General features: G+C 34.8%; 18 protein-coding genes and 1 riboswitch. Of the genes, 14 read left to right on the top strand and 4 right to left on the bottom strand.

Annotated elements, in window-relative coordinates:
* The first annotated feature begins 48 nt into the window (after positions 1 to 48).
* The 6 genes from MWH30_RS10040 (at position 49) to MWH30_RS10015 (ending at position 8,245) form a co-directional block, all read left to right on the top strand.
* On the top strand, positions 49 to 927 hold the full coding sequence (locus MWH30_RS10040; RefSeq protein WP_248663945.1) for an Rpn family recombination-promoting nuclease/putative transposase: 879 nt from the start codon (positions 49 to 51) through the stop codon (positions 925 to 927).
* Between the two features lie 229 nt (positions 928 to 1,156).
* Positions 1,157 to 2,071, top strand: coding sequence for a nuclease-related domain-containing protein (locus tag MWH30_RS10035; RefSeq protein ID WP_248663944.1), 915 nt, complete (start codon positions 1,157 to 1,159; stop codon positions 2,069 to 2,071).
* Entirely contained in the window at positions 2,071 to 2,382 is a 312-nt protein-coding gene (locus MWH30_RS10030; protein ID WP_248663943.1) for a nucleoside triphosphate pyrophosphohydrolase, read from the top strand. The genes MWH30_RS10035 and MWH30_RS10030 overlap by 1 nt, the downstream gene beginning before the upstream one ends.
* Before the next feature lie 47 nt (positions 2,383 to 2,429).
* Positions 2,430 to 5,312 (top strand): McrB family protein, encoded by a 2,883-nt coding sequence (locus MWH30_RS10025; protein ID WP_248663942.1) that lies wholly within the window; start codon positions 2,430 to 2,432, stop codon positions 5,310 to 5,312.
* Between the two features lie 24 nt (positions 5,313 to 5,336).
* Positions 5,337 to 5,777, top strand: a complete 441-nt coding sequence (locus MWH30_RS10020; RefSeq protein ID WP_248663941.1) for a hypothetical protein — start codon at positions 5,337 to 5,339, stop codon at positions 5,775 to 5,777.
* 17 nt (positions 5,778 to 5,794) lie between these two features.
* Positions 5,795 to 8,245: a restriction endonuclease-like protein gene (locus MWH30_RS10015; RefSeq protein WP_248663940.1), complete on the top strand. Its 2,451-nt coding sequence runs from the start codon at positions 5,795 to 5,797 to the stop codon at positions 8,243 to 8,245.
* Between the two features lie 32 nt (positions 8,246 to 8,277).
* Here the strand turns inward: MWH30_RS10015 and MWH30_RS10010 are convergent, their stop codons facing one another.
* The 3 genes from MWH30_RS10010 to MWH30_RS10000 all read right to left on the bottom strand — a co-directional run bounded on the left by MWH30_RS10010 (position 8,278) and on the right by MWH30_RS10000 (position 10,723).
* A complete protein-coding gene (locus MWH30_RS10010; protein ID WP_248663953.1) occupies positions 8,278 to 9,624 on the bottom strand; it encodes a sensor histidine kinase in 1,347 nt (448 codons plus the stop codon).
* A complete protein-coding gene (locus tag MWH30_RS10005; RefSeq protein WP_248663939.1) occupies positions 9,611 to 10,306 on the bottom strand; it encodes a response regulator transcription factor in 696 nt (231 codons plus the stop codon). The genes MWH30_RS10010 and MWH30_RS10005 overlap by 14 nt, the downstream gene beginning before the upstream one ends.
* 132 nt (positions 10,307 to 10,438) lie before the next feature.
* Positions 10,439 to 10,723, bottom strand: a complete 285-nt coding sequence (locus tag MWH30_RS10000; protein WP_248663938.1) for a hypothetical protein — start codon at positions 10,721 to 10,723, stop codon at positions 10,439 to 10,441.
* 188 nt (positions 10,724 to 10,911) lie between these two features.
* Between MWH30_RS10000 and MWH30_RS09995 the strand changes: the two genes are divergently transcribed.
* The gene (locus MWH30_RS09995) at positions 10,912 to 12,933 is read left to right on the top strand and encodes a DUF4365 domain-containing protein (protein WP_248663937.1); all 2,022 of its coding nucleotides are present in this window, start codon (positions 10,912 to 10,914) and stop codon (positions 12,931 to 12,933) included.
* A 70-nt stretch (positions 12,934 to 13,003) separates the two neighbouring features.
* Here MWH30_RS09995 and MWH30_RS09990 read toward each other — a convergent pair whose 3' ends face one another.
* Positions 13,004 to 13,474 (bottom strand): hypothetical protein, encoded by a 471-nt coding sequence (locus tag MWH30_RS09990; protein ID WP_248663936.1) that lies wholly within the window; start codon positions 13,472 to 13,474, stop codon positions 13,004 to 13,006.
* A 138-nt stretch (positions 13,475 to 13,612) separates the two neighbouring features.
* Between MWH30_RS09990 and MWH30_RS09985 the strand changes: the two genes are divergently transcribed.
* From MWH30_RS09985 to MWH30_RS09955, 7 genes are all read left to right on the top strand, one after another.
* Complete coding sequence (locus MWH30_RS09985; protein WP_248663935.1) at positions 13,613 to 13,780, top strand: hypothetical protein; 168 nt, start codon at positions 13,613 to 13,615, stop codon at positions 13,778 to 13,780.
* Positions 13,781 to 13,872: 92 nt separating this feature from the next.
* On the top strand, positions 13,873 to 14,403 hold the full coding sequence (locus MWH30_RS09980) for a hypothetical protein (protein WP_248663934.1): 531 nt from the start codon (positions 13,873 to 13,875) through the stop codon (positions 14,401 to 14,403).
* 143 nt (positions 14,404 to 14,546) lie between these two features.
* Positions 14,547 to 16,835 (top strand): efflux RND transporter permease subunit, encoded by a 2,289-nt coding sequence (locus tag MWH30_RS09975; RefSeq protein ID WP_248663933.1) that lies wholly within the window; start codon positions 14,547 to 14,549, stop codon positions 16,833 to 16,835.
* A gap of 18 nt (positions 16,836 to 16,853) precedes the next feature.
* Entirely contained in the window at positions 16,854 to 17,627 is a 774-nt protein-coding gene (locus MWH30_RS09970) for an outer membrane lipoprotein-sorting protein (protein WP_248663932.1), read from the top strand.
* 395 nt (positions 17,628 to 18,022) lie between these two features.
* Complete coding sequence (locus MWH30_RS09965) at positions 18,023 to 19,210, top strand: hypothetical protein (protein WP_248663931.1); 1,188 nt, start codon at positions 18,023 to 18,025, stop codon at positions 19,208 to 19,210.
* Positions 19,211 to 19,227: 17 nt separating this feature from the next.
* Positions 19,228 to 19,797: a TetR/AcrR family transcriptional regulator gene (locus MWH30_RS09960; RefSeq protein ID WP_248663930.1), complete on the top strand. Its 570-nt coding sequence runs from the start codon at positions 19,228 to 19,230 to the stop codon at positions 19,795 to 19,797.
* 275 nt (positions 19,798 to 20,072) lie between these two features.
* Positions 20,073 to 20,156: riboswitch (cyclic di-GMP riboswitch) on the top strand.
* 50 nt (positions 20,157 to 20,206) lie between these two features.
* Positions 20,207 to 21,376 carry a PAS domain-containing protein gene (locus MWH30_RS09955; RefSeq protein WP_248663929.1) on the top strand — a complete coding sequence of 390 codons (1,170 nt, stop codon included), beginning with the start codon at positions 20,207 to 20,209 and terminating at the stop codon, positions 21,374 to 21,376.
* Positions 21,377 to 21,456: the final 80 nt, after the last annotated feature.

The raw sequence follows: 21,456 nt of genomic DNA, 5'->3' as shown, positions 1-21,456 counted from the left end.
GGCGTTAAGACTCTATTAACTAAAAAATACTGAGGGAGTTGATTAAAGATGTGTCGTTTGAATCCTCGGGTAGACTTTGCCTTTAAGAAGTTATTTGGTAGTGAAGAGAATAAAGATATATTAATTTCCTTTATTAACTCTGTTCTAGATGAGGAAGAGCAGATTGCGGAGGTAATATTAAAGAATCCTTATAACCAGCAGAATTTTAAGGATGATAAGCTATCTATATTAGATATTAAGGCGGTAGATGAAAAGGGCAACTGGTATAATATAGAGATGCAGATTACAGACCAGGAGTATTATGATAAAAGGGCCCTATACTACTGGGCCAGACTATATACCGGCCAGTTAAAGTCGGGAGTCAATTACGATAAGTTAGAAAAAGCGATCGTGATTAATATACTTAACTTTAACTGTTTAGAGGAAGAGAATTATCATAATATATACAGGCTCTTAAACTGTGAGTCAAAAGAGGAGCTAATCAACCACCAGGAGATTCACTTTATCGAATTAGAGAAGTACGATAAGGATTTAAGTGAGATACAGACGGCTCTTGATAGGTGGACGGAGTTTTTGAAGAAGGCTCATCAGTACGATCAGGAGCAGCTGCCGGCTCAATTAGCAGAGATTAAAAGTATTGAAAAGGCAAGTAAAGTACTGAATACAATGTACTTAAGTGAAGAGGAAAGAGAAGTTTATGAGGCTCGCTTAAAGTGGCTACGAGATGAAGAGATGGCTTTAAAGAAAGCTGAGAAAAAGGGGATGGAGAGAGGTTTAGAGAAAGGTCTGGAAAAAGGTAAAAAAGAAAGAAATGTAGAAATAGCTAGGCGATTATTAAGATTGAATATAGAGGTAGGTAAAATAATTGAAGCTACTGAATTAGATAAGGATAAAATTGAAGAGATAAAAAAAGAAATGGAAGATTAAATTTTACTTTTGAACTAAATCGGGCCCGATTCACGTGATGTGGAGTCGGGCCCGATTTAGGTTCATAACTAAAATGGATTTGTCTTAACTTGTCTTAATTTGTCAAAATTAGATTATTGCTCCCAAAATTAAAGGAATTTGCTTTGTTATCGAGAATAAATATAATCAAAGTTGCTATATTATTAAAACTAGAGGATGAAGCACAGATCATATTAAACGGAGTGATATTATGGCAGAAATTATAAAAGATAGGGAAGAGGATAATGTTTCGCGTTCATTTTTGAACTTTAATCAGGAGATCAAGCAGCAGGAGTTGAAGAAGAAGAAAATCATCAGTCTTATTGCAGCTTTAATAATAGTGGCCTGTTTAATCGGTTACTATTTACAGTACGGCTTTTATTATGGGTACTTTTTGTATGCGGGAGTTGTTAGCTTTTTAGTTTTGATTTACTTTCTTAGGAAACCAATTGTTGAACTAGATAGCTATCAGGACTACGCGAGATCGGATAATAATCAAAAGCATGTGAGAAGGGGAGATCGGGGAGAAGATGAATTTACTGAAGCGCTGAGGAATATTTTAAAGGATAGTCAGTTTAAGGTGCTTAATAACTTATACTTTAGCGGGGAAGGTGAATATCTGCGCCAGATTGACTCTTTGCTAATTGGAAAAAAGAATGTTTATGTGATTGAGGTTAAAAAATGGCGCGGTTTAATTGTAGGGAAAATCGGAGATCAAGAGTGGAAGGTTTATAACGGAAGTTATGAATCTAGCCGGAGAAATCCTTATCAACAAAATCGAATGCACGTGCAGGATGTCAGGAGTGTAATCGGTCATTTGCTCCCGGAGGAGTCGCAGATATATAATGTTGTGATTAATATGGAGCGGGATGCGATCTTTAATGTTCGCGATAAGTACGGTAAGAAGATCTATGATAATTGGTATGATTTATTATATTGGATTGATTGGTTGGAGGGCCAAGATAGTTTTCCACTAATAGGGCTGCAAGATAAGTTGAAGTCTTGTTTGCTTAATAATCACTTTAGAACCTTGCATAATTTTGAGTTGTGGCTTAATAAGGATAAGTTGCGGAAGTTTGAGCTATATGAGGAGTATAGGAGTTCAAGTCTAGAGGAGGTTAGTTGATGGAGGAGTATGATAAGTTAATTAGAGATCGGATTCCTGAAATTATTGAAGAAGCAGGAAAGGATTACGAGGTAGAGATAATGGAGGAGCAGGAGTACAGGCAGTATTTAAAGATGAAGCTAATGGAGGAAGTTAAGGAGTATAATGAGTCGGGAGAGATCGAGGAGTTAGCTGACCTACTGGAGGTTATATATGCTATCTTAGATTCGGAAGGTGTTTCTTTTGCAGAGCTAGAAAGTATGAGACAAGAGAAGGCAGAGCAGCGGGGGAGTTTTGAGAAGAAGTTGAAGTTGTTGAGGGTTTATGAGTAATTTTAGAACCAGTGTAGATTTCATGTATTAATAAGGGGCTTATGATAATGAAGGTAATAGATAATATAAAAAGGGATTTGAATAATTATCAAAAATCATATAAATTTATTGTATATAAAGCTTTCTTTGATTTAGCTATTGATGGAAAAGTTAAAATTGATGATGTGGTGGAGTATTTTCAGGGATTTTATTTAGATAGAGCAAACCTAGAATTACAAGTAGAAACTGAAGATGCTACGTCAACGATCAGAAATATTGAAACTTCAACTTTAAAGGAAGTCAAAAATTATGTAAAACGAATGCCTTTGGATAAAATAGATTATTTAGCATTGGATAATAATTTAGTTACTATGGATAATGATTTATGGAGTCAGCTATCCAGAGATGATATTTCAGAAATAAAGAACTATATTGATCAGAAAATTAGGACTTATTTTGATGAAAGAGTTGGAGGATACGATATGGCTATTCCAGATATGAGCAGAGAAGAAATAGTTAATGCTCTTCATAAATTCGATAAAGAATATAGAGACACAGAAAAATGGAGAGATTTTATAGAAAATAAGAATCACAAATATGCTATTAAATATAATGATCAACTATATCCAGTGAAAGAAATAATCAGGATTGCGGCTAATTATGAAACACCGAGTTTTAGTGGGGGTAGAGAAGCAAATAGTTATTTAAGTAAACGAGGTTTTGAAATTGTTGAGTTAGAGAATTATCGTTCAGGAGGTAGTGAAAAAGAACTTTTATTTACTAAGAAAGTTAATTGGTCTATTTTTAATTGGGGATTTACTATATCTGCTGACTATCATGAAAAGTTGAATAAGATCAATAAAGAGAATTTAGATGAAGGAACTAGTCAGGAAATTAAAATATCTATCGAAGGTGATGAGTTTACAGCCTCTTTGAGAAATATTGATCGAAATGCCAAAGGCACAACTCTTCAAATTAGATATGATAGTAATGAGAAATTACAGGATTTCTTAAAGGAAAAGTTTGCTAACAGTTATCAATACATAATCAAGAAAAGAAAAGAATTAAAAGAAGAAGGGCAGAAGAGACCACAAGTTGACGTGCCAGATGAAAATGCAGAATATATTAATATTTATCCTACCGATACACCTTATAAATATAGATTTGAGCTTATAAGCAATAAGAATTTGCAGGATAGTAAGTTACAAAATGCTTTTGAACAAGTAGTGAATGATTATTATCAGGCTAGAAAAAGCGAAGAATTTGCTGGACATAAATTAGGTGATCTATTTAGAAATGAAATTCCAAAAATATTGGCTGAATATATTACTCAGATGTTAGCTATTGATAATAATTACAATATTAAAGGATCAATAGGACAAGGTAATTGGGCTAGAGTACCTTGGATTGCTATTATGGATAAAGACCTAACAGCTACTACTAGAGAGGGAATATATATAACTTACATATTTTCAGAAAAAATGGAGAGTTTTTATCTAACTTTAATGCAAGGGGTAAGTAATAAAAATGAGACTAAGTTAATTGAAGATAGAGATAGACTCAGAGCAAGTTTAAATTTGAAAGATTTTAGTGTAGATAATAATATAAATCTTTCAGAGCATAAAAGAGGTCGCAAATATGAATTAGCTACTATTTGTTATAAGAAGTATTTAAAAGGAGATATTCCAAGCGAAAAAGTTTTAGTGAGTGATTTGGAAGCAATTTTAAAAATATATGATGACTATAAGAAAGCTTATATTGAAAATAACCAAAATAGAGATGAGTTAGTTAAAGAGGTAGATGTATTATCTGTTAAAGAAAAAATTGAAGAAATACATAGCTATATAAATGCAAAGGGCTTCTCTTATCCAGAGGGTTTAATAGAAAACTTTTATCTTTCCTTAAAGACTAAACCCTTTGTGCTACTAGCAGGTATTTCAGGAACCGGAAAGACTAAGCTAGTAAAACTTTTTGCCGAAGCGATAAACTGTACAACTGAAAATGGTAGATTTAAGCTTATTTCTGTTCGGCCAGACTGGAGTGATGGGTCTGATCTTCTAGGATATAGCGATATCAAAGGTGAATTTAATCCCGGGCCCTTAATAGACTTCATCAAAGAGGCCAATCGGGATAGAGAAAATACATATATTGTTTGTTTAGATGAGATGAATCTGGCCCGAGTGGAGTATTATTTCAGTGATTTGCTAAGTGTGATGGAGACTAGACAACATGTAGATGGAGAAGTTAAGTCTGCTCCATTACTTAAGCCAGAAGACTTTGTTAAGAATGAAGATAAAGAAGAGTATGCGGGGATATATCTTTCCGACAATTTGTTTATTGTAGGTACTGTTAATATGGATGAAACCACTCATCCCTTTAGTAAAAAGGTATTGGATAGAGCTAATACTATTGAGTTCTCAGCTATCAAGTTAGATAATTTCAGTTTAGGTCAGGAAGGTAAAGAGATTAAGATTAGTCCAGATAGTAGCTTTCTTAAATCTGAATATGTTACTCTGAACGATTGTAGCCCAGAAGATAAAGAGTTAGTACAGCAAGTAGTTGATCGACTAATAGAAATAAATGATATTCTTCAAAAGGCTAGTCTGCATATAGGTTATAGAGTCAGAGATGAAATCTGTTTTTATCTATTATATAACGATCAACATAATCTGCTTGATTTTGAACAAGCCTTTGACTTTCAATTAATGCAAAAGATTTTACCTAGAATTCAGGGTAGTTCTAGATTAATTAAGCGAGTATTATTGGATCTATTTGCTATTGTTTCAGGAACTGAAAAGTATTCTAAGACTGAGGAGCCAGTAAGAATTGGTGATGAAATAGTTGATTATGCTGAGGAAAATGAGATCAAACCCTATCCAGAGTCGGCTCGAAAACTAGCTTATATGGTTAAAAGATTTGAAGAAGATGGATTTACGGCTTATTGGCTATAAAAGTCAAGAAGGAGTTGAATTTGAATGTCACTAAATAAACCAACAAAGAAAGATATTATCTTTCTTTTTGATAACGTTTGGCCTGCTATGAATGGAGCAGCGATACATAGAGAAGGATGCTTAAAACAGATAGATAGGATTATTGAATTATTTAATAAATACAAAACTGATCCTGATCAGCTTATTATATCTTTATTGAGTTTGGATAATGTTGGCCTAGTAGTTGCTAGTGGGTTAATCTATTCAGCTAATCGAAAGAGCATGGTGCCTTTTGATAAGTATACTACCGGCTATGCTATACAGTTGGGAATTATTAATAATAACCGAATTGTCAGAGAAGGTAATTATACTCAAGCTTCTAAGCGAGTACTGGACTACATAGAGAATAATCCTTCTATGAAAAATATTCGTGATTTTGTTCTCAGAGCCAGGGAAGATACTCACTATCCAATATCACCAGAGTAAAAAGCGAGGGATTTATTTTGACCTATCAAAGAAAAGATATAGAGCTTATTAATATAGAAACTGCTGATTTTAAATTTACAATCAAAGGAAAACCAGTTCATCCTGATGTTGAACAACTGTATCCAGAAAGAGATTCAGTTAAAGCTTCCTTAGAAGTAAATCCTATCAATACAGATTTGCTGGAATTTCTGCACTTTGTTCCCCCAGAAGAGAAGCAGGAATATCGCTCGGACTCTGTTTATCCTTTTTTCTTCGAGTGGCAGGATTATCAATTAATAATTCAGAGTAAAGATAATAGTCAACTGGAATTTTATCATTCTAACCGTGGAATTAGAGAATCGGTAACTCCTTTAAGTGGCGATCCGAGTATTTTAACCGGGCAGATCAACTTTCGTAATGACGTAGGCTATTCTGAATTAGAGATTAGAAAAGAAGGTATTCCTTTATTAATTTTAAAGATCGAAGTTTTTCCTTCGAAGTTAGACTATCAGCAGGACTATAATAATTTGCTGAGGGAGGTTAATCAGGAAGTATATAATCTAGCTTATGACTTCTTGCGTCGCACTTTTCAGGAGATGAGTTTAAGCGCTGAACAGGATATCAGCCATAGCGAATTTTTCACTATTTTAGATACTATCTTCACTAACTTCAAAAAAGCCTTTCGCCGAATAAAGAAATCCCCCCACCATAGATTAAATGAAACTCGCCAAGTTCGTCCAGCTTCTAAAGTTAAAAAGATCAATAAACAGAGTATTAAGTGGCTGCGCAAAAATCCGGCTGTTTATGATCAAGAGCTGGAGTTGCCAGTTGAAATGTTGGATATAGATAAACGGACTAGCTTCGATACCTTTGAAAATAAGTTTGTAAAGTGGATGATTGAGGAAGTGATTAAGAAGACTAGGGAGTTTTTGCAGAGGTATAGGGCTATTTATGGTAGGGATGTAGAGGTAGAGGTTGTGAATCGGGCCCGGAGCATGATCAGCGAGCTTGATTACATTTTAAAAAGGAGCTTTTTGAGCCGAGTAGGAGAGCTGTATAAAATGGACTCTCTTTCTTTAGTTTTACAGATGGCTCCGGGGTATCGAGAGATGTATAAGTACTATTTGATGTTGAAAAAAGGTTTAAATATCAATGGTGAAGTCTTTAATCAATCAATGAAGGAAACTTGGAAGCTTTATGAGTATTGGTGCTTTTTGAAAATTAATCGGATTTTGAGTGATGAGTATGAGCTAATTAAGAGCACTTTGATTGACTTTGACTATTCAGGGATATATGTTACCTTGAATACTTCTCGCAGCGCTGAGGTTGAATATAAAAATACTAAAACCGGAGAGAAATTCAAACTAGGCTATAATTTAAAAGAAGGAGTGGGAGTAACTACTGGTCAAAAACCAGATACAGTATTATCCCTACAAAAAGAAAACTCTCAAGTTCAATATAAATTTGTCTTTGATGCTAAGTATCGGCTTAATCCGGCCTATCCGGATAGTAGTTATGGGCGCAAGTATGCGGGCCCGGGCCCTGAAGAAGAGACCATCAACACCATGCATCGCTATCGAGATGCTATAGTCTATCGGAGTAGTAATGACTTTAAAAGAACAATAGTCGGCGCCTATATTTTATTTCCTTATAATGACGAGGAAGAGTTCAGAAACCATCACTTTTATCAAAGCATAGAACAGGTGAACGTTGGTGCCTTCCCTTTTTTGCCTGACAGCACAGAGTTAGTATCAGAATTTCTGGAGGAATTAATTGAAGAAACTCCAATTAGTAACTACGAAAGAAACCTTCTTCCCCAGGGAGTTGAAGAGTATCAGCAGCAGATGAACTTTGAACAGAATGTACTAGTAGGCTCTTTGAGAAATAAGGAGCAGCTAGAATTACTATTTGAGAAAAAGTACTATCATACTCCCTGTACAAGAGTAAATCTAGAAGACCGACAATTAAAGTATGTTGCTATATATCAGAGCAAGAAAAAATTTTCTAAAAATTCCGGAGTAAGATATTATGGAAGGATAAAAAATTGGGAAGTTAAAAAACGTAAAGAGATCGATATTCCCTTGACTAAAGCTAATGGAGAGCAACCCTATTATTTATTTTCTGTAGAAGAATGGCAGGAACTAGATAGATCTATTAAACCCGAAGGATATGGGGTAAGTGGCAGTCATATATATACTAATGATATGCTACTTTTTAAAGCAAAAACAGTACCAGAGTTGAGTATTAAGAGCTTAAAAGAATGGCGAGTCTGGTTAGAATTGAGTAGATTAAAGAAAAATCTAGAAGTTATCACCGCAGGTAAAAAGATTAGTTCAACTACTCAGATAGAAGGTTTTAAGGTAGATGATGTAGAAATTATTGTAAGTGATAAAAAGATAATTATCAATAGAGGAGATAATAAACTGGAGAAAACTTTTCAAGAATTCATTAGAAATTTGCGCGGAATCATAAATAGCTTATTTAAATAAATTAATGAAAAAAGGATCCGGTGTTTAGGACTTTAAGGGAGAGGTGGAAAGCTAACTTTAAAGATAGTCTGACCTGCTTCGCTTTTAGCACTTACCTCTCCGTTATGGGCCCTAACCAATTTACGAACAATAGCCAATCCCAAGCCAGTACCACCAGTTTTGGTAGAACGGGACTTATCAGTACGATAAAATCTTTCGAAAATATAAGGTAGATCTTTTTTGGGAATGCCGATTCCTTCATCGATAACTCTAATAACCAGCATATTATTTTCTTTAGTTAACTTAACCTTCACCTTATCTCCAGTGGCAGAATACTTAATAGCATTAGATATTAGATTATTGAAGACAATCTTTAAAGCATCACTATCTCCTCGCATAAAAAGACTATCTTCTAAAGAGGTATAGAGTTTAATTCCTTTATTCTCGGCTTGTTTTCTAAAATTAGCCACACTCTGCTTAATAACATTTTTAAGATTAAGTTTTTCCAGCTTACTATAAATTAACTTTTTCTCTGTCTCAGCAAACTTCTCCAGACCATTTACTAATCTTTCTAACCTGCCTAACTCTGCTTTCATTTCTTCTATAGTTGAAGCATCGGCCTCAAAGATACCATCTTTGATAGCAGTTAAATAATTAGAGATAATTGCTAAAGGTGTCCGTAGTTCATGAGCTAAATCTTCAGTTGATTCTTCTCTGGTTTTCTCAAGATATTCCAATCTATCACTCATCTGATTAAGAGAATCTCCCAACTCACTAATTTCATTATTTCCCTTGCTCTTCACTCGGAGATGGTAATCGCCTCTGGCAATAGCAGCTGCCATCTTATTCATCTTCAATAGAGGTGAAGTTAGGTGCCTAGAAATTAAGAGACAAACTACCAGTGAGATGAAAATAATAATAGCTGCGACAAAAAAGATTGTCTGTTTAACATTTTCGATAAATCTACTCTGTTGGACTGTTTCAACTCTATGTCGTCCTGGTAGTTGCCAGTAAAGATAGGCAATTTGATTACTATTTTGATCGTAAAGAACTTCTTGATTAGCACTTTCTAAATCAAAGTCTTCTTGTCTACGACCTTGTGTTCTTAAATTAGTATAAATAAGCTCTCCATTTTTATTGGTAAAATAGAAGATAATATTCTGATTGGAGATATAATTATCCAATAAGTTTTCATCTAACTCCAGTACTCCTTCTTCTTGATATTTTTGTTCTAGAACATCTACTAATTTATTTATCTCCTCTCTTTTTTCCTGATTAATATACTCTTTGAAGTGGTTTTCCACTTGTGAATTAACTAAAAATAAAGTCAGTATTAATCCCCCAATAGAGATCAAAGAGATTATAATAAAGAGTTTATAACCGATCTTACTCATAATCATCACTTACAAACTTATAGCCGCCTCCGTAGACCGTGATGATATATTCATCTTTTTTTAAAGATAGCTTATGGCGGATATTTTTGATATGGGTATCTATAGTTCTATCAAAACCATCAAAATCAAATCCTAAAGCTCTATCAAGTAATTGCTCACGAGAAAGAACTTGATTAGGATGTTGGATTAAGCTTTGCAAAACTTTAAACTCTGTATGGGTTAATTGGGCGTCCTTTCCATTTAGTTTAACTATTTTTGCATTGAAATCAATCTTTATTCTTCCCTCAGCTAAGACCAGGACTTCACATTTTTTATTTTGATAGTCACTTCTGCGTAAGATAGCTTTAACTCTGGCAATTAGTTCTTTAGGTTCAAAGGGTTTAACTAGATAATCATCGGCTCCTAATTCAAAACAGTTTAATTTATCATCTGTTCTATTTTTTGCAGTTAAGACTAGTATGGGTAGCTGAGAAGACTGTCTTAGCTGCTGGCAAACCTCTTCACCACTTAATTTTGGTAACATTAAATCCAGTACTAATAAGTCTGGATTAAATTTATGGATCTCCTTTAATGCTATTTCGCCATCTTTGACTCCCTTAGCAATAAATCCTTCCTCTTTTAAATAGGCCAAGACTACCTTTTGCATTCGAGACTCATCTTCGGCAAGCAGAATTTTTTTATTGTTCACAGTTATCAGCTCCTCTAGACAGTTCAAGTGTTTCTATATTTGATTTCTACACCTAATTATATTATTCCTATAATAATTTTGAATTACTATTTAAAAGGAGAGAAGGTAGGCTTTAGCCTACCTTCTAAAAAACTATTTAGCTGTGAAAGCCTGTCTCCTTTGTTGTTTTTGCACCTGTCTTTTGTTTCCATTTTCACCTGCTTCTAAACGTCGATTTTCTCGAACTTCTCTTTGCAAGCGAACTTCTTCACCATCACAATCATCACAGTTGATTCCGGGCCCTATTTCTGCCCGAGCATTTCTTTCAATTGCTACTTCATCGCGGGCATTTTCTCCATTAGTGTTGGCTATTGCAACAGTAGTCAGGCTGGACAGAATCAAAAGGAAGCAAAGCGTTAAAACTATTTTCTTACTCATCTTATTCCCTCCTTTCTTCAAAACTTATATTTCAGTTCTCTTAACTCTTATCTCGAATTATAGAAGAGAAATATGAAGGAAATATGAAAATATATTTTTTTATTTAGATCCTTCGAATCATTTGAATATTTTAAATAATAATTATATAATTAGCATGTTAATTTAAAATTAAATTAAGGAGGATGCAAATGTCTTTGCTAGATAACCTTGAGACAGACGAAGATTCTATAGTAGCGGAAGAGGCAATTAAGGCTCTAGATTCTCTTTTTACAAAGGAAAATGGTTTTATCTTAAGAGAAGAGAGTGTAGCTAGTAAAGGAGTTTTTGAAGTTGGACTGTTAATTGATAATTTGCCGACAGATAAGAGTTTCTTTATTCAGTTAGAGAGTAGTGCTGAAATAAGTACTATTGAAAAGAAGGGAAGTAAGTATATCTTTTATCCCTTTAAAATAGCTAGGTTGAGATGTTTTGCTCGGCAGGGCCCGGAATATGGCTTAATTATCATTTATGATCAGAATTCAGAATCTTTTTACTTTGACTATGTAGAGAATATTATTAATAGGATAACTAGGCAAAGAGATAGCAAAGAGTGGCAGGATCTACAGAGAGTTAATATTAATTTGCCAGTTGAAAATACTCTTACTAGCGAGAAGATGTCAGATATATATAATGTATATTTAAATCGTTTTAAAAACCAAGATACTTTGTTGATGGAACCTGGTAGAAAGCACGGGATATCATTGTTGAAGTTTGTTAATCAGGAACTTGCTGAACAAGCAGAGATGTTAGAGCTGAATAGCTTTGATAAACTTATTGAAGCCTTTAAGAGGTATGGTTTTGGACTATTTAATGAACGAGACTATCAGCTATTAGACCGTTTATTATCTAGATTATCATTTGCTAAAATTAACAATTCCCAGGAATTTTCTCTTTTGGCCGCTTTAGTATATATCAAAACCGGTGAATATATTAAGGCTAAATACTACCTAAAAAGAAGCAAAGAGTTTAGAGAGAACTATGAGTTAGCAGAAGCAGTTGAACTATTGAATTTTTTGAGTAGTAAGATAGAGTTTATTTTAGGAGATTTAGACCGACAAAGTTACTTAAATAAGCTAGCTAAGCTAATAGTAAGGTTGAATTATTTAACTAATAAGTTCAGCATTAAACTGGAAATGATCTATTTACAGATGTTTTCAACTATTAAAAGTCGGGGAGATATTTTAGCTATTGTTAAAGAGATAGAGACTCTCTTAGCAGAGATTAAAGCCGCTAATATTGAAGAAAGAGTAAAGCACTTTTTATTATTAACTACCTCAATCAACTTATATAAGTTGGGGGTTTTCCTCTTTGAGAGAAATATTGTCAATGGCAATTCAGAAGGTAAGCCTGATTTTATGTCGCTTAAAGAACAGATTTCCTTTGCCAAAGAGATAATTACTTTATTGGATATTCCCCTTAAATATAGTAAAATTGCTTATAACTATTCGGTAAGAGAGGACGATGAATTACTTTATGCTTACTCTTTATATCAGTTAGCTTTATTCTTTTTTAAACTGGAATTCAATAATGCTATGTTGATTGATAGAGAAGCGGAGTCTACTCAGAAGTTGGAAAATAAATATCAGCGCTATTTCGAGGCTGCTACCCAGGTTTATAATATTTTCTTAGCTAACTCTTTATTAAAAGAAGGCCATGAAGCAATTACTTTAGCTTATGAATTAAAGAAGCTATATAAGTATAAAATGGCTGAAGGGGCAGAGGAGTTTAACTTTGATAATTTTGAGCAGAAGATTAGGATGTTAGAGAGAGAGGTTGGAATTCGTGCTTTTAGCTCCAGTATTGAACAGTTTTATCAAGAGACTATTCCTAAGCTAAGAATAAGTGGAGAGCCGGCCTTTGTTGATTTAGAGGAAACGGAAATAGATAACTTTGCTGATTATTTTTTAGAAAGCTTTGGATTGTCTAAGGTGAACAAGAAAAACTTGCTTAAAGATATAGAGAACTGTCAACTATTTACCCAAGAAATTGATAATCCTCAGATCGAGCTTTTACAGAAGATGGAAGCTAAAGGTAGTGAAGCAAAACTCTACGATAAGCCGTTAAGCTATATTTTAAGATGTCAAGAGTGTGGATATAAGACTAGTGAAGCTTCTCAGGTTGAGTCACTTATAGAGGAATTAAGAAGAGAACATGACTCTGATTGCTCTTAATCAGAGTGAATTTGTTATTTTTAATGATATCTGCTATTTAATTTCTAGAGAATAAAAGTATAAGCTTTGATTAAATTTCTGGTGTTTTTAGTTTACCGAAACGTTTAATAAACCAGCCCATAATTAATCCAAATATAATATGTTGGATTAAGGCTAAAAAGTTAGGTAAAGGAGTGGCTACACTGGTACTGGTGATATCTAATTCTAAAATCAGTCCGTAAAGAAAGATATAACTCATCATTCCGACTAATAATCCTTTGAAAAGAGGATAGTCATCACCAGTATTCTTAATAATATATACTGTTAAGACTCCTAAAGAAGCAGCTACAGTTAGGTCTGTGATTGCTCCAAAAATTAAACTTAAGGGATTTGAAACAAGATCTTGAGGTACAAAAAGTCCAGCGGCTATCTGAGTATAGGAATACCTTTGCCAGCCGAACTGTTGAAAAATTAGCTTCATTATCTCCTTAGGAATATTAGCTACAATTCCGGTAATTGCTCCGAGGGTGATTGGATCTGCAAATAAGTTGTTTAGTTTCATATTTTGATGCCCCTTTCAACTATCTATTATCACTCAAAAAGATAAAAAATATAACTAAAAAACTTTGACCTTCTTAACAGAATGTCCTAGGTATTATTGCTGTTGATACTGAGAGACTAAAGTTAAGGAGGTGGCAAAATGCCTAAGCATTTAGAAGCTATTCAGGCTTATGCTCAACAAAACCTCAATGATATAGAAAGAAAGATTATCACAGGTCAGATTCAGCCCGAAGAAGCTATCAAAGATAGTGAGATAGGCATTAATGAAATAAGTGATAGTGAAATTGGAAAAGAAGATAAGTACTAAACTTCAGACTTTTGTTCTCCTTAGCAGAATGTCCTAGGTATTATCGGTGTCTACTTTACAGACAATAAAGCTTAAGGAGGTAAGAATAAATAATGTCTAAAAAAGATAAGCAGATAGATGAAGAAGAGCAGGAATTAACTAGAGACCCTAAGGAGATAGATGAGTTAAAGAATATTGAGCAGGAAGATCTAGAAGAATTTAGTGAGGACCTCAATCAAGTAGAAGAACTAAGAAATATTGAGGAAGAAAATATAGCTCAGCAAGAGCAGGGGTTGAGAACAGAAAATAGAGTAGAACAGGAAGAGATAGATAGCGATATTGGCGGTAGAGTTAAAGATGAAGAACTTTTTGAAGATAGCCTCTTTGAAAATAATAATCTTCGCCAAGAAGAGGAAAAGCTAAATGAAGATTATTATGGTCAAGAGCAGCTAGATAACGGAGTATTAGGTGATGATACTGTATTAGGTGACGATGATACTGTATTTGATGTCGATGACGATAATGAAGAGATTTTTGATAATAATCTAATTGAGAACGATGTTTCTGAAGAAAGATTAGAGCAACTTAGAGAAAGAAATGAAGAGCTGACTGAAGAGGATGAAGAGGACTATCTAGATAGCTAATAATTTAATTTGGATTTTAATCGGGCCCTATGGTTAACATGCCATAGGGCTTTAATTTTTTGGAAATATTCCTTGACAAATATAAGCAAAGTATGTATAATACAATCAGACTGACTGGTCAGTTCTATCAAAGGAGGGGTAAAATGTGGTTAGTACAAAGATTTATTAAGAAATATCCAAAGTTAATTATTTTAGTTACGATTTTGATTACAGTTTTCTTTGCTTATCAAGCTTTAGATGTAGAAATTGATACCGATATGAAGGAAATGTTTCCAGATGGACATCCGACGGTAGAAACTTTCGATGAGATTAGTGATGAGTATGGTGGTTCTGAGTACGTAGTAATGATATTAGAAAGTGAAAATGTAATTAATAAAGATACTTTAGGTAATATCGATTACTTAACTGAGGAGTTTGCTGAAATTGAAGGAGTAAATAAGGTACGTAGTATTAGTAATATTGAAGAGATACATGGAGAAGACTTTACTATTGAGATTAGAGACTTTATTAGGGATTTACCTACTACTGAGGAAGAGGTAGCAGCTTTAAGTGAAGATTTAAAGACTAGAGATCGCTATTTGGGAGCTTTGGTGGCTGAGGACTTTAGTGCAGCTACTATTATTGCTCAATTAAGTCCAGAGGCTGACCAACAACAGGTAGTCTCGCAAGTGGAAGAGATTAGAGAGGGGATGGACTTAGCAGAAGAGCATTACTTAACCGGAAATCCTGTTTTAACTAACGAGATGGCCGATAATATGAAAGAAGATATTTTGAGGCTTTTTCCGCTTGTTTCTTTAATAGTGATGTTGATTCTATATAAAAGCTTTAAAAGTTTAAGGGGCGTAATCCTGCCTATTGCAGTGGTACTTATCAGTGTTACTTGGACTATCGGCTTAGTTGCTTTGTTAGGTAGAAGCTTATCTATAGTAAGTACAGTCTTGCCGGTGCTCTTAGTTAGTGTGGGTAGTGCCTATTCTATTCACTTATTAGCTCGTTACTATGAGGATCAGCAGGAGGGCTTAAGTGAAGAAGTGGCTATCAATAATAGTATTGTTAAGGTAGGCTTAGCTATTATTATGGCCGGAGTAACTACGATAGCTGGTTTTTCCTCCTTAGGCTTTTCGGAGTTAACCATTATTAAGGAGTTTGGTCTCTTTACAGCTTTTGGGGTATTGGCTGCCTTATTGATTTCCACCTTTTTTGTGCCCGCAGTTTTGGTATTATTGAAGGAGCCGCGGAATATAGAGTCGGCTGGAGATAGTAAGCTATTAACTAAGCTATTTGATACTTTGGCTCAAGTGGCTAATCAGCATTATCGATGGGTAGTCTTAGGAGTAGTAGTAGTCTGTATTATCTCTTTATTAGCTATTCCTAGAATTCAGCCGGAGACTAACTATATTACCTTTTTTGAGGAGGATAGTGAGATCAGTCAGGCTGACCGATTAGCTAATCGGGAGTTTGGGGGAGCTGATACTTTAGAGCTTGTAATAGATACTCAGGCTACGGATGGTATTGAAGATCCTTTATTTTTAGAGGAAGTTAAAGGTTTACAGGAAGACTTAGAGGACATGGCTCTCTTTAGTAACTCTATGTCGGTAGTTGAGTTATTAGAGGAGACTAATAAGGCTTTGAATGAGGGAGATGAAGAGTTTGAGCGTTTACCTGATAGTCAAGCAGCAGTAGCTCAGTTTTTAATGCTGTTGGCTTCCGATGATGAGGACTTATTGGGGGATTTTATAGACTTTGATCATCAAGAGTCTAGAATAAGGGTGAATACGGCTAGTGCTGATAGCACTGAGCTGGAAGCAGCTTTGGCTGAAGTTGATGGCTTAATTGAGGACAGATTTGGGGATGAGGATTATCAGATTACGGTAACTGGAATCCCGGTCTTAACTAATACTTTAACTGATATGATTATTAATAGTCAGATTAGAAGCTTGATTTCTTCGCTTATTTTGGCTTTTATCATTACTAGTATTCTTTTGAAGTCGCCACTGAAGGGCTTTGCCTGTAGTTTTCCGATTGCGGTTACTATTCTCTTTAACTTCGGATTAATGGGCTGGACTGCTGTTTCTTTGGATGTGGCTACTAGTATGATCGCTAGTATTGCTGTGGGAATTGGAGTAGACTATGGAATTCACTTCTATACTCGTTATTTAGAGGAGCGAGAAGAAGGAGCAGAGCTGGGCCCGGCTTTAGAGGTGGCTATTCATACCGTAGGCCGAGCTAATTATTTCAATGCTACGGCAGTGACGGCTGGATTTTTGGTTTTATTGTTATCTTCCTTTCCACCTTTAAGAACCTTTGGCTTGTTGACTTCAGTAACTATGATAGTTTCTTTTATTGGCGCTATGGTAGTCTTACCGGCTTTGATTATTACTGGTGAGGCTTTGAGTAATGCTTTGAGTAAGGAAGAAGAAGTAACTAAATAAATTTAAGGGGGAGTTAGCATGAAGAAGTACTTTGTATTACTGTTGGTAGGTCTGTTGGTATTAAGCTTAAGTGGTTTAGCTACGGCGCAGGAGTTGACGGGAAATGATGTCTTGGAGAATGTAGAGGAGTCTATTAGTGCTGATACGGCACAGATTACCTTTAGCATGGAGCTGCACGATGGGGATAGAGTGAGAAATAGGAAGTTGGAGACTTATACTATGGATGGCCCGGATTATGATAAGGGTAAGGTCAGATTTTTAGAGCCAGCTAGTGTAGAGGGAACTGGATTTTTGACTAGAGATCCTCACGATTCGGACGATGATGATATGTATCTTTACATGCCGGCGGTAGGCAGTGTCCGTAGGATAGCAGGATCTGATAAGAATAATAGCTTTGTAGGTACTGACTTTAGTTATAATGATCTGTCTTTGTTAGGCGGAGCTAATTATGATGACGATTATGACGCTACAATTATAGAAGAGAATGATGAGGAGTACCTATTGGAGATTATTCCTACCGATGAAGAGATTGAGTATAGTTATGGTAAAATGTGGGTACAAAAGAGCAACTGGTTTCCTACTAAGGTGGAGTTTTATGATGAAGATGAAGAGCTATATAAGGTGTTAGAGAATGAGGATATTAAGGAGATCGATGGTTACTGGACAGCAGGTCAGATGACTATGAGTGATGTGCAGGATGATACCAAGACGGTGCTTTATTTAGAAGAGATTATTTATGATGAGCAGCTTGATCCAAGGTTATTTACTACTCGAAATCTGCAACGATATTAAGTTCAGTTGATAGTTTATAATTGATAGTTTAAGTTCAAATGATAGAGGACAGATAAGTTCAAGACATTAAAAGCTATTGGACACAGACTAAAATCTGACTAAGTTCTGACTAAACCTTAAGAGATAAGTTCAGAACTAAAATTAAGCTTGAATTAAGGTTTAAGAAAGCAAACTGAATCTTTTATAAATTAGCTAGAATTTACTGGGATTTATCAGGTAGATTGAATTAAGGTCTTAAAGTTTCTTATGTTTTAGTCAGATTCTGTCAGAACTTAGTCAGCGTCTAATTGTCTTTGAACTTTATCTTTTGATCTTAATTTATCCTCTATCATCTGTCCTCTGAAACAATAGGACAATATTATTTTAAACAAATCTTTTGAAGGAGGAAAAAAATCATGAAAAATTTAAAAATCTTAACGTTAACCTTAGCTTTACTGATCCTATTAACTCCAGCTTTGATGGCTGATGACGTGGATTTCTCCGGTACTTTGCGTAGTGACTTGATAGTTGATGAAGATGGGAATATGGAAAGTTTAGAAAAGTTTAACTTAATCTTAGAACAGGAGTTTGGCTTTGATGCTGATTTACAGGTGGATTTAGAGTTTAGACTGGATGAGGACTACACTTTGGAGGCGAAAATTCGAGAGGCTTATTTAGATTACTATACCTTAAATAGCGATTGGCGAATTGGTAAGCAGACCATAAACTGGGGTAGTGGTTATAAGTTGCAGCCTACGGACTACTTTAACCCGCAGGATATCAGGGATCTTAAGCCGCTGGATGAGAAGTTAGGTGTAAAGGCGGTGCAGAATACTTATTATACTAGCGGAGGAACGGAGCTTAGTGGAGTAGTAGTGCCTTTCTTTAAAGGTAGTTTAGACTTGCGAGAGTTAGAGCAGCAAGCTCAATTATTAGCTGATGAAGATGATTTTCAGAATCTTAACTATGACTATCCAGAGCATGAGTTAGAGAATATCCAAGCAGGAGCTAAGCTTACTCAACGTGGTTTTAGAGGTTATGATGTTTCGTTTAGTGCTTATCATGGCTATGATACTTTGCCTGTAATTTCATTCACAGAAGAGCCAAGTGAGAATTTCATTTCTATTGGCGAAGATAAAATTCCAGCTAATATGGCTTACCCAGAAGTAAATAAAGTAGGCTTCGATATTATCGGCGATATTAACAATTTTGGGGTCTGGTTGGAGACTACTTATAATCACTATGACGACTATGATAATGGTTTGGAGGCTACTTTTGGTGGTGATTATACCTCCAGTAACGATCTTTATTTCGTAGCTCAGGGTTATTATAACGAAGGAAGAAATGAGTTTGAGGACGATATCCGGGCCCTCAATCTACATGCTTCCAAACCAGTCTTTACCTTTCATGAAGTAGAGTTGACTACACTCTATGATCTAGAGAGCGAATCTTACTTAATAGAACCCCAGTTTAACTACTCAGTAGTGGACTCTGTAGATCTAAAAGTAGGAGGTAGGATAGTAGAAAATAAGTTGGAAGCAGGTGGTTTTGGAGAGTTTTTAGGTGATGATCAGTTTTATGCTCGACTGCAAGCAGACTTTTAATTGAGGAGAGATAGATAATGGATGCTAAAAAAAAGCAGATAATTGAGGCGGCAATAGATATCTTTTCCAAAAAGGGTTCAGCCGAAACTACGATGCAAGAAGTAGCAGAAGAGGCTGGCGTAGGTAAGGGGACAATTTACCGTCACTTTGATAATAAAGAAGGTCTAGTGTCAGCCTTGATCAAATTCGGGATTGATGAATTAACAGCAGAGATTATAAAAAATATCAAAGATATTGATGATCCGGTTAAAAAACTTGAAGGCTTAATTGATACTAAACTGGAGTTTTATAATCAAAACCATAGCTTCTGTAAATTTTTAATGCGTGAACTTTGGGGTTATAAAGATAAGTTTGAAGAGAACATTAGGGAGGTTCGCATGAACCATACTGTGCTGATTGAAGAGATAATAGCAGCCGGAGTGGAGACCGGAGATTTTAAAGAAGTAAATATAGAGACAGCAGCAGTAGCCTTAATCGGTATGGTTAATATTAATGTACTTCACTACTTTGTCTTTAGTGATGCTTTACCGGAGCAAAACTTAAAAGAGGACTTAAGAGAGTTATGTTTTGAAGGTCTGCTGACTTAGTAAATAGATCAAGCATTTTGCTTGATCTATTTACTTTCAAAGTAAAAAAGGGATTAAATTTATCTAAAATGCCTCAAGCGACGCTTGTACTTTAACTAGTCATTATACATTACTCTGAAAAACTCCATCTATTTAATTTAGTGTTATATTTAAGAAGTTAGTAAATTAAATAATAGGCTAAAGTTTTTTGAAAATTTATGAATTTATAAAGGGTTTTTTAAGGAAATGTAGAATTAACCTAATAAGAATACTGATTAATATTAACAATGTTAAAAATAAGCCAGGGAAGCGTTGAAGTATAGCCTATATTTGGACACCTGGGCTATATGGAGCTAGTGGTGAAACCGTCCCTAGACCTTTACTTAGGTTTAGGGTTTTTTTGATTATATTAGATGAGGTGAGCGAATAGATGAGAAATGAAGATATTAAAGATAGGATATTAAGTAATCTTGAAGAATTAATTGTTTATCTGGATAGCGATTTTAAGATTAAATGGAGCAATAAAGCAGTTCAGAACTATTTTAATGCTTCGCCGGAGGACTTAAATGACCAAAAGTGCTATCGAAAATGGGACTTTACGGATTATTGTCAGGACTGTCCAGTAGTGAGAGCCAAACAAAGTAAGAAAATAGAGAAAGGAATAATGAATAAGGTTGACGGCAGCGTTTGGCAGATAAAGGCTATTCCTGATCTAGATCAAGATGGTAATATAAAAGGGATAATTGAAGTTGCTTTAGATATAACTGAACGTTATCAGGCTCAAAAAAATTTAATGAAGCAGCTAGATAAACAGGAGTTTATTACTGAGACTTATATTTCTTTTCTTAATCAACCTGCAGAGAAAATTGAGATTACGATCAAAGAAACACTTGCTTCCTTATCAAACTTTATTGATGCTGATTTGAGCTATCTAGTTTTTTTCTCTCCCAATAATAGAGCTATAAAAGCTAATTATAAATTTTTCCGCCAGGATAGTGATTTTAATTTTGAGCTTCTCTTTTCCCAATCACAAAATCATTTATCCTGGTGGAATCAAAAAATTAATGATGGCCAAGAAATAGTAATAAAAAGCTTAGCAGAGTTACCTGATAAGGCAGAAGAAGAAAAACAAATATTTAAGGAAAACTCAATTAACTCTCTGATTGCTGTACCATTGCTGGAGGAGAGAAAAGAAATAGCTTATCTTAGTTTAGTTAATATTAACTCGGAACTATCTTACTCAGAAGCAGATATAATGTTTTTAAAAAATATTGGTAGAGTAATTAACTCTGCTTTGGAAAAGAAAAGTTTAGATGAAAATCTTTATCTGACCCAGTTTGCGGTGGATAATGCAGATTTGGCTATTTTTAGAGTAGCTCCGCAAGGAGAAATAGAATATGTTAACCAAAGAGCCCTTAAGCTACATGGTTATAGTGAAAAAGAGCTACTGGGTAGGAATATTTACGAAATTGTAGCAGCTGATCCTCCTCCGCCAAGAGAGCAGTTTTGGCAGAAATTAAAGCGTGAAGGAAGCTTAGTTTTTGAGGCTTACCATCAACTCTTTCTATGCAATCATTTGTTAATATTATCCATCGGTTAAAATAAAGGTAGGCATAAGCTATCTCCTTTGATAAAATATTGGTGAGCAAACCAATAACACATTAGAAAGGAGATAAACTT

It is taken from the genome of Fuchsiella alkaliacetigena (assembly GCF_023227765.1).
GTDB classification, from domain to species: Bacteria; Bacillota; Halanaerobiia; order Halobacteroidales; family Acetohalobiaceae; genus Fuchsiella; species Fuchsiella alkaliacetigena.
The sequence above is the reverse complement of the archived record's forward strand: the minus strand, read 5'-3'. Positions and strand labels throughout refer to the sequence as shown.

Excerpts from the sequence above, each read along its gene's own strand:
- MWH30_RS09970 (WP_248663932.1), top strand. The coding sequence starts at position 16,854 with ATGAAGAAGTACTTTGTATTACTGTTGGTAGGTCTGTTGGTATTAAGC.
- MWH30_RS09975 (WP_248663933.1), top strand. The coding sequence starts at position 14,547 with ATGTGGTTAGTACAAAGATTTATTAAGAAATATCCAAAGTTAATTATT.
- MWH30_RS10040 (WP_248663945.1), top strand. The coding sequence starts at position 49 with ATGTGTCGTTTGAATCCTCGGGTAGACTTTGCCTTTAAGAAGTTATTT.
- MWH30_RS10030 (WP_248663943.1), top strand. The coding sequence starts at position 2,071 with ATGGAGGAGTATGATAAGTTAATTAGAGATCGGATTCCTGAAATTATT.
- MWH30_RS09965 (WP_248663931.1), top strand. The coding sequence starts at position 18,023 with ATGAAAAATTTAAAAATCTTAACGTTAACCTTAGCTTTACTGATCCTA.
- MWH30_RS10025 (WP_248663942.1), top strand. The coding sequence starts at position 2,430 with ATGAAGGTAATAGATAATATAAAAAGGGATTTGAATAATTATCAAAAA.
- MWH30_RS09980 (WP_248663934.1), top strand. The coding sequence starts at position 13,873 with ATGTCTAAAAAAGATAAGCAGATAGATGAAGAAGAGCAGGAATTAACT.
- MWH30_RS10000 (WP_248663938.1), bottom strand. The coding sequence starts at position 10,723 with ATGAGTAAGAAAATAGTTTTAACGCTTTGCTTCCTTTTGATTCTGTCC.
- MWH30_RS09985 (WP_248663935.1), top strand. The coding sequence starts at position 13,613 with ATGCCTAAGCATTTAGAAGCTATTCAGGCTTATGCTCAACAAAACCTC.
- MWH30_RS10010 (WP_248663953.1), bottom strand. The coding sequence starts at position 9,624 with ATGATTATGAGTAAGATCGGTTATAAACTCTTTATTATAATCTCTTTG.
- MWH30_RS09955 (WP_248663929.1), top strand. The coding sequence starts at position 20,207 with ATGAGAAATGAAGATATTAAAGATAGGATATTAAGTAATCTTGAAGAA.
- MWH30_RS09995 (WP_248663937.1), top strand. The coding sequence starts at position 10,912 with ATGTCTTTGCTAGATAACCTTGAGACAGACGAAGATTCTATAGTAGCG.
- MWH30_RS10035 (WP_248663944.1), top strand. The coding sequence starts at position 1,157 with ATGGCAGAAATTATAAAAGATAGGGAAGAGGATAATGTTTCGCGTTCA.
- MWH30_RS09990 (WP_248663936.1), bottom strand. The coding sequence starts at position 13,474 with ATGAAACTAAACAACTTATTTGCAGATCCAATCACCCTCGGAGCAATT.
- MWH30_RS10020 (WP_248663941.1), top strand. The coding sequence starts at position 5,337 with ATGTCACTAAATAAACCAACAAAGAAAGATATTATCTTTCTTTTTGAT.
- MWH30_RS09960 (WP_248663930.1), top strand. The coding sequence starts at position 19,228 with ATGGATGCTAAAAAAAAGCAGATAATTGAGGCGGCAATAGATATCTTT.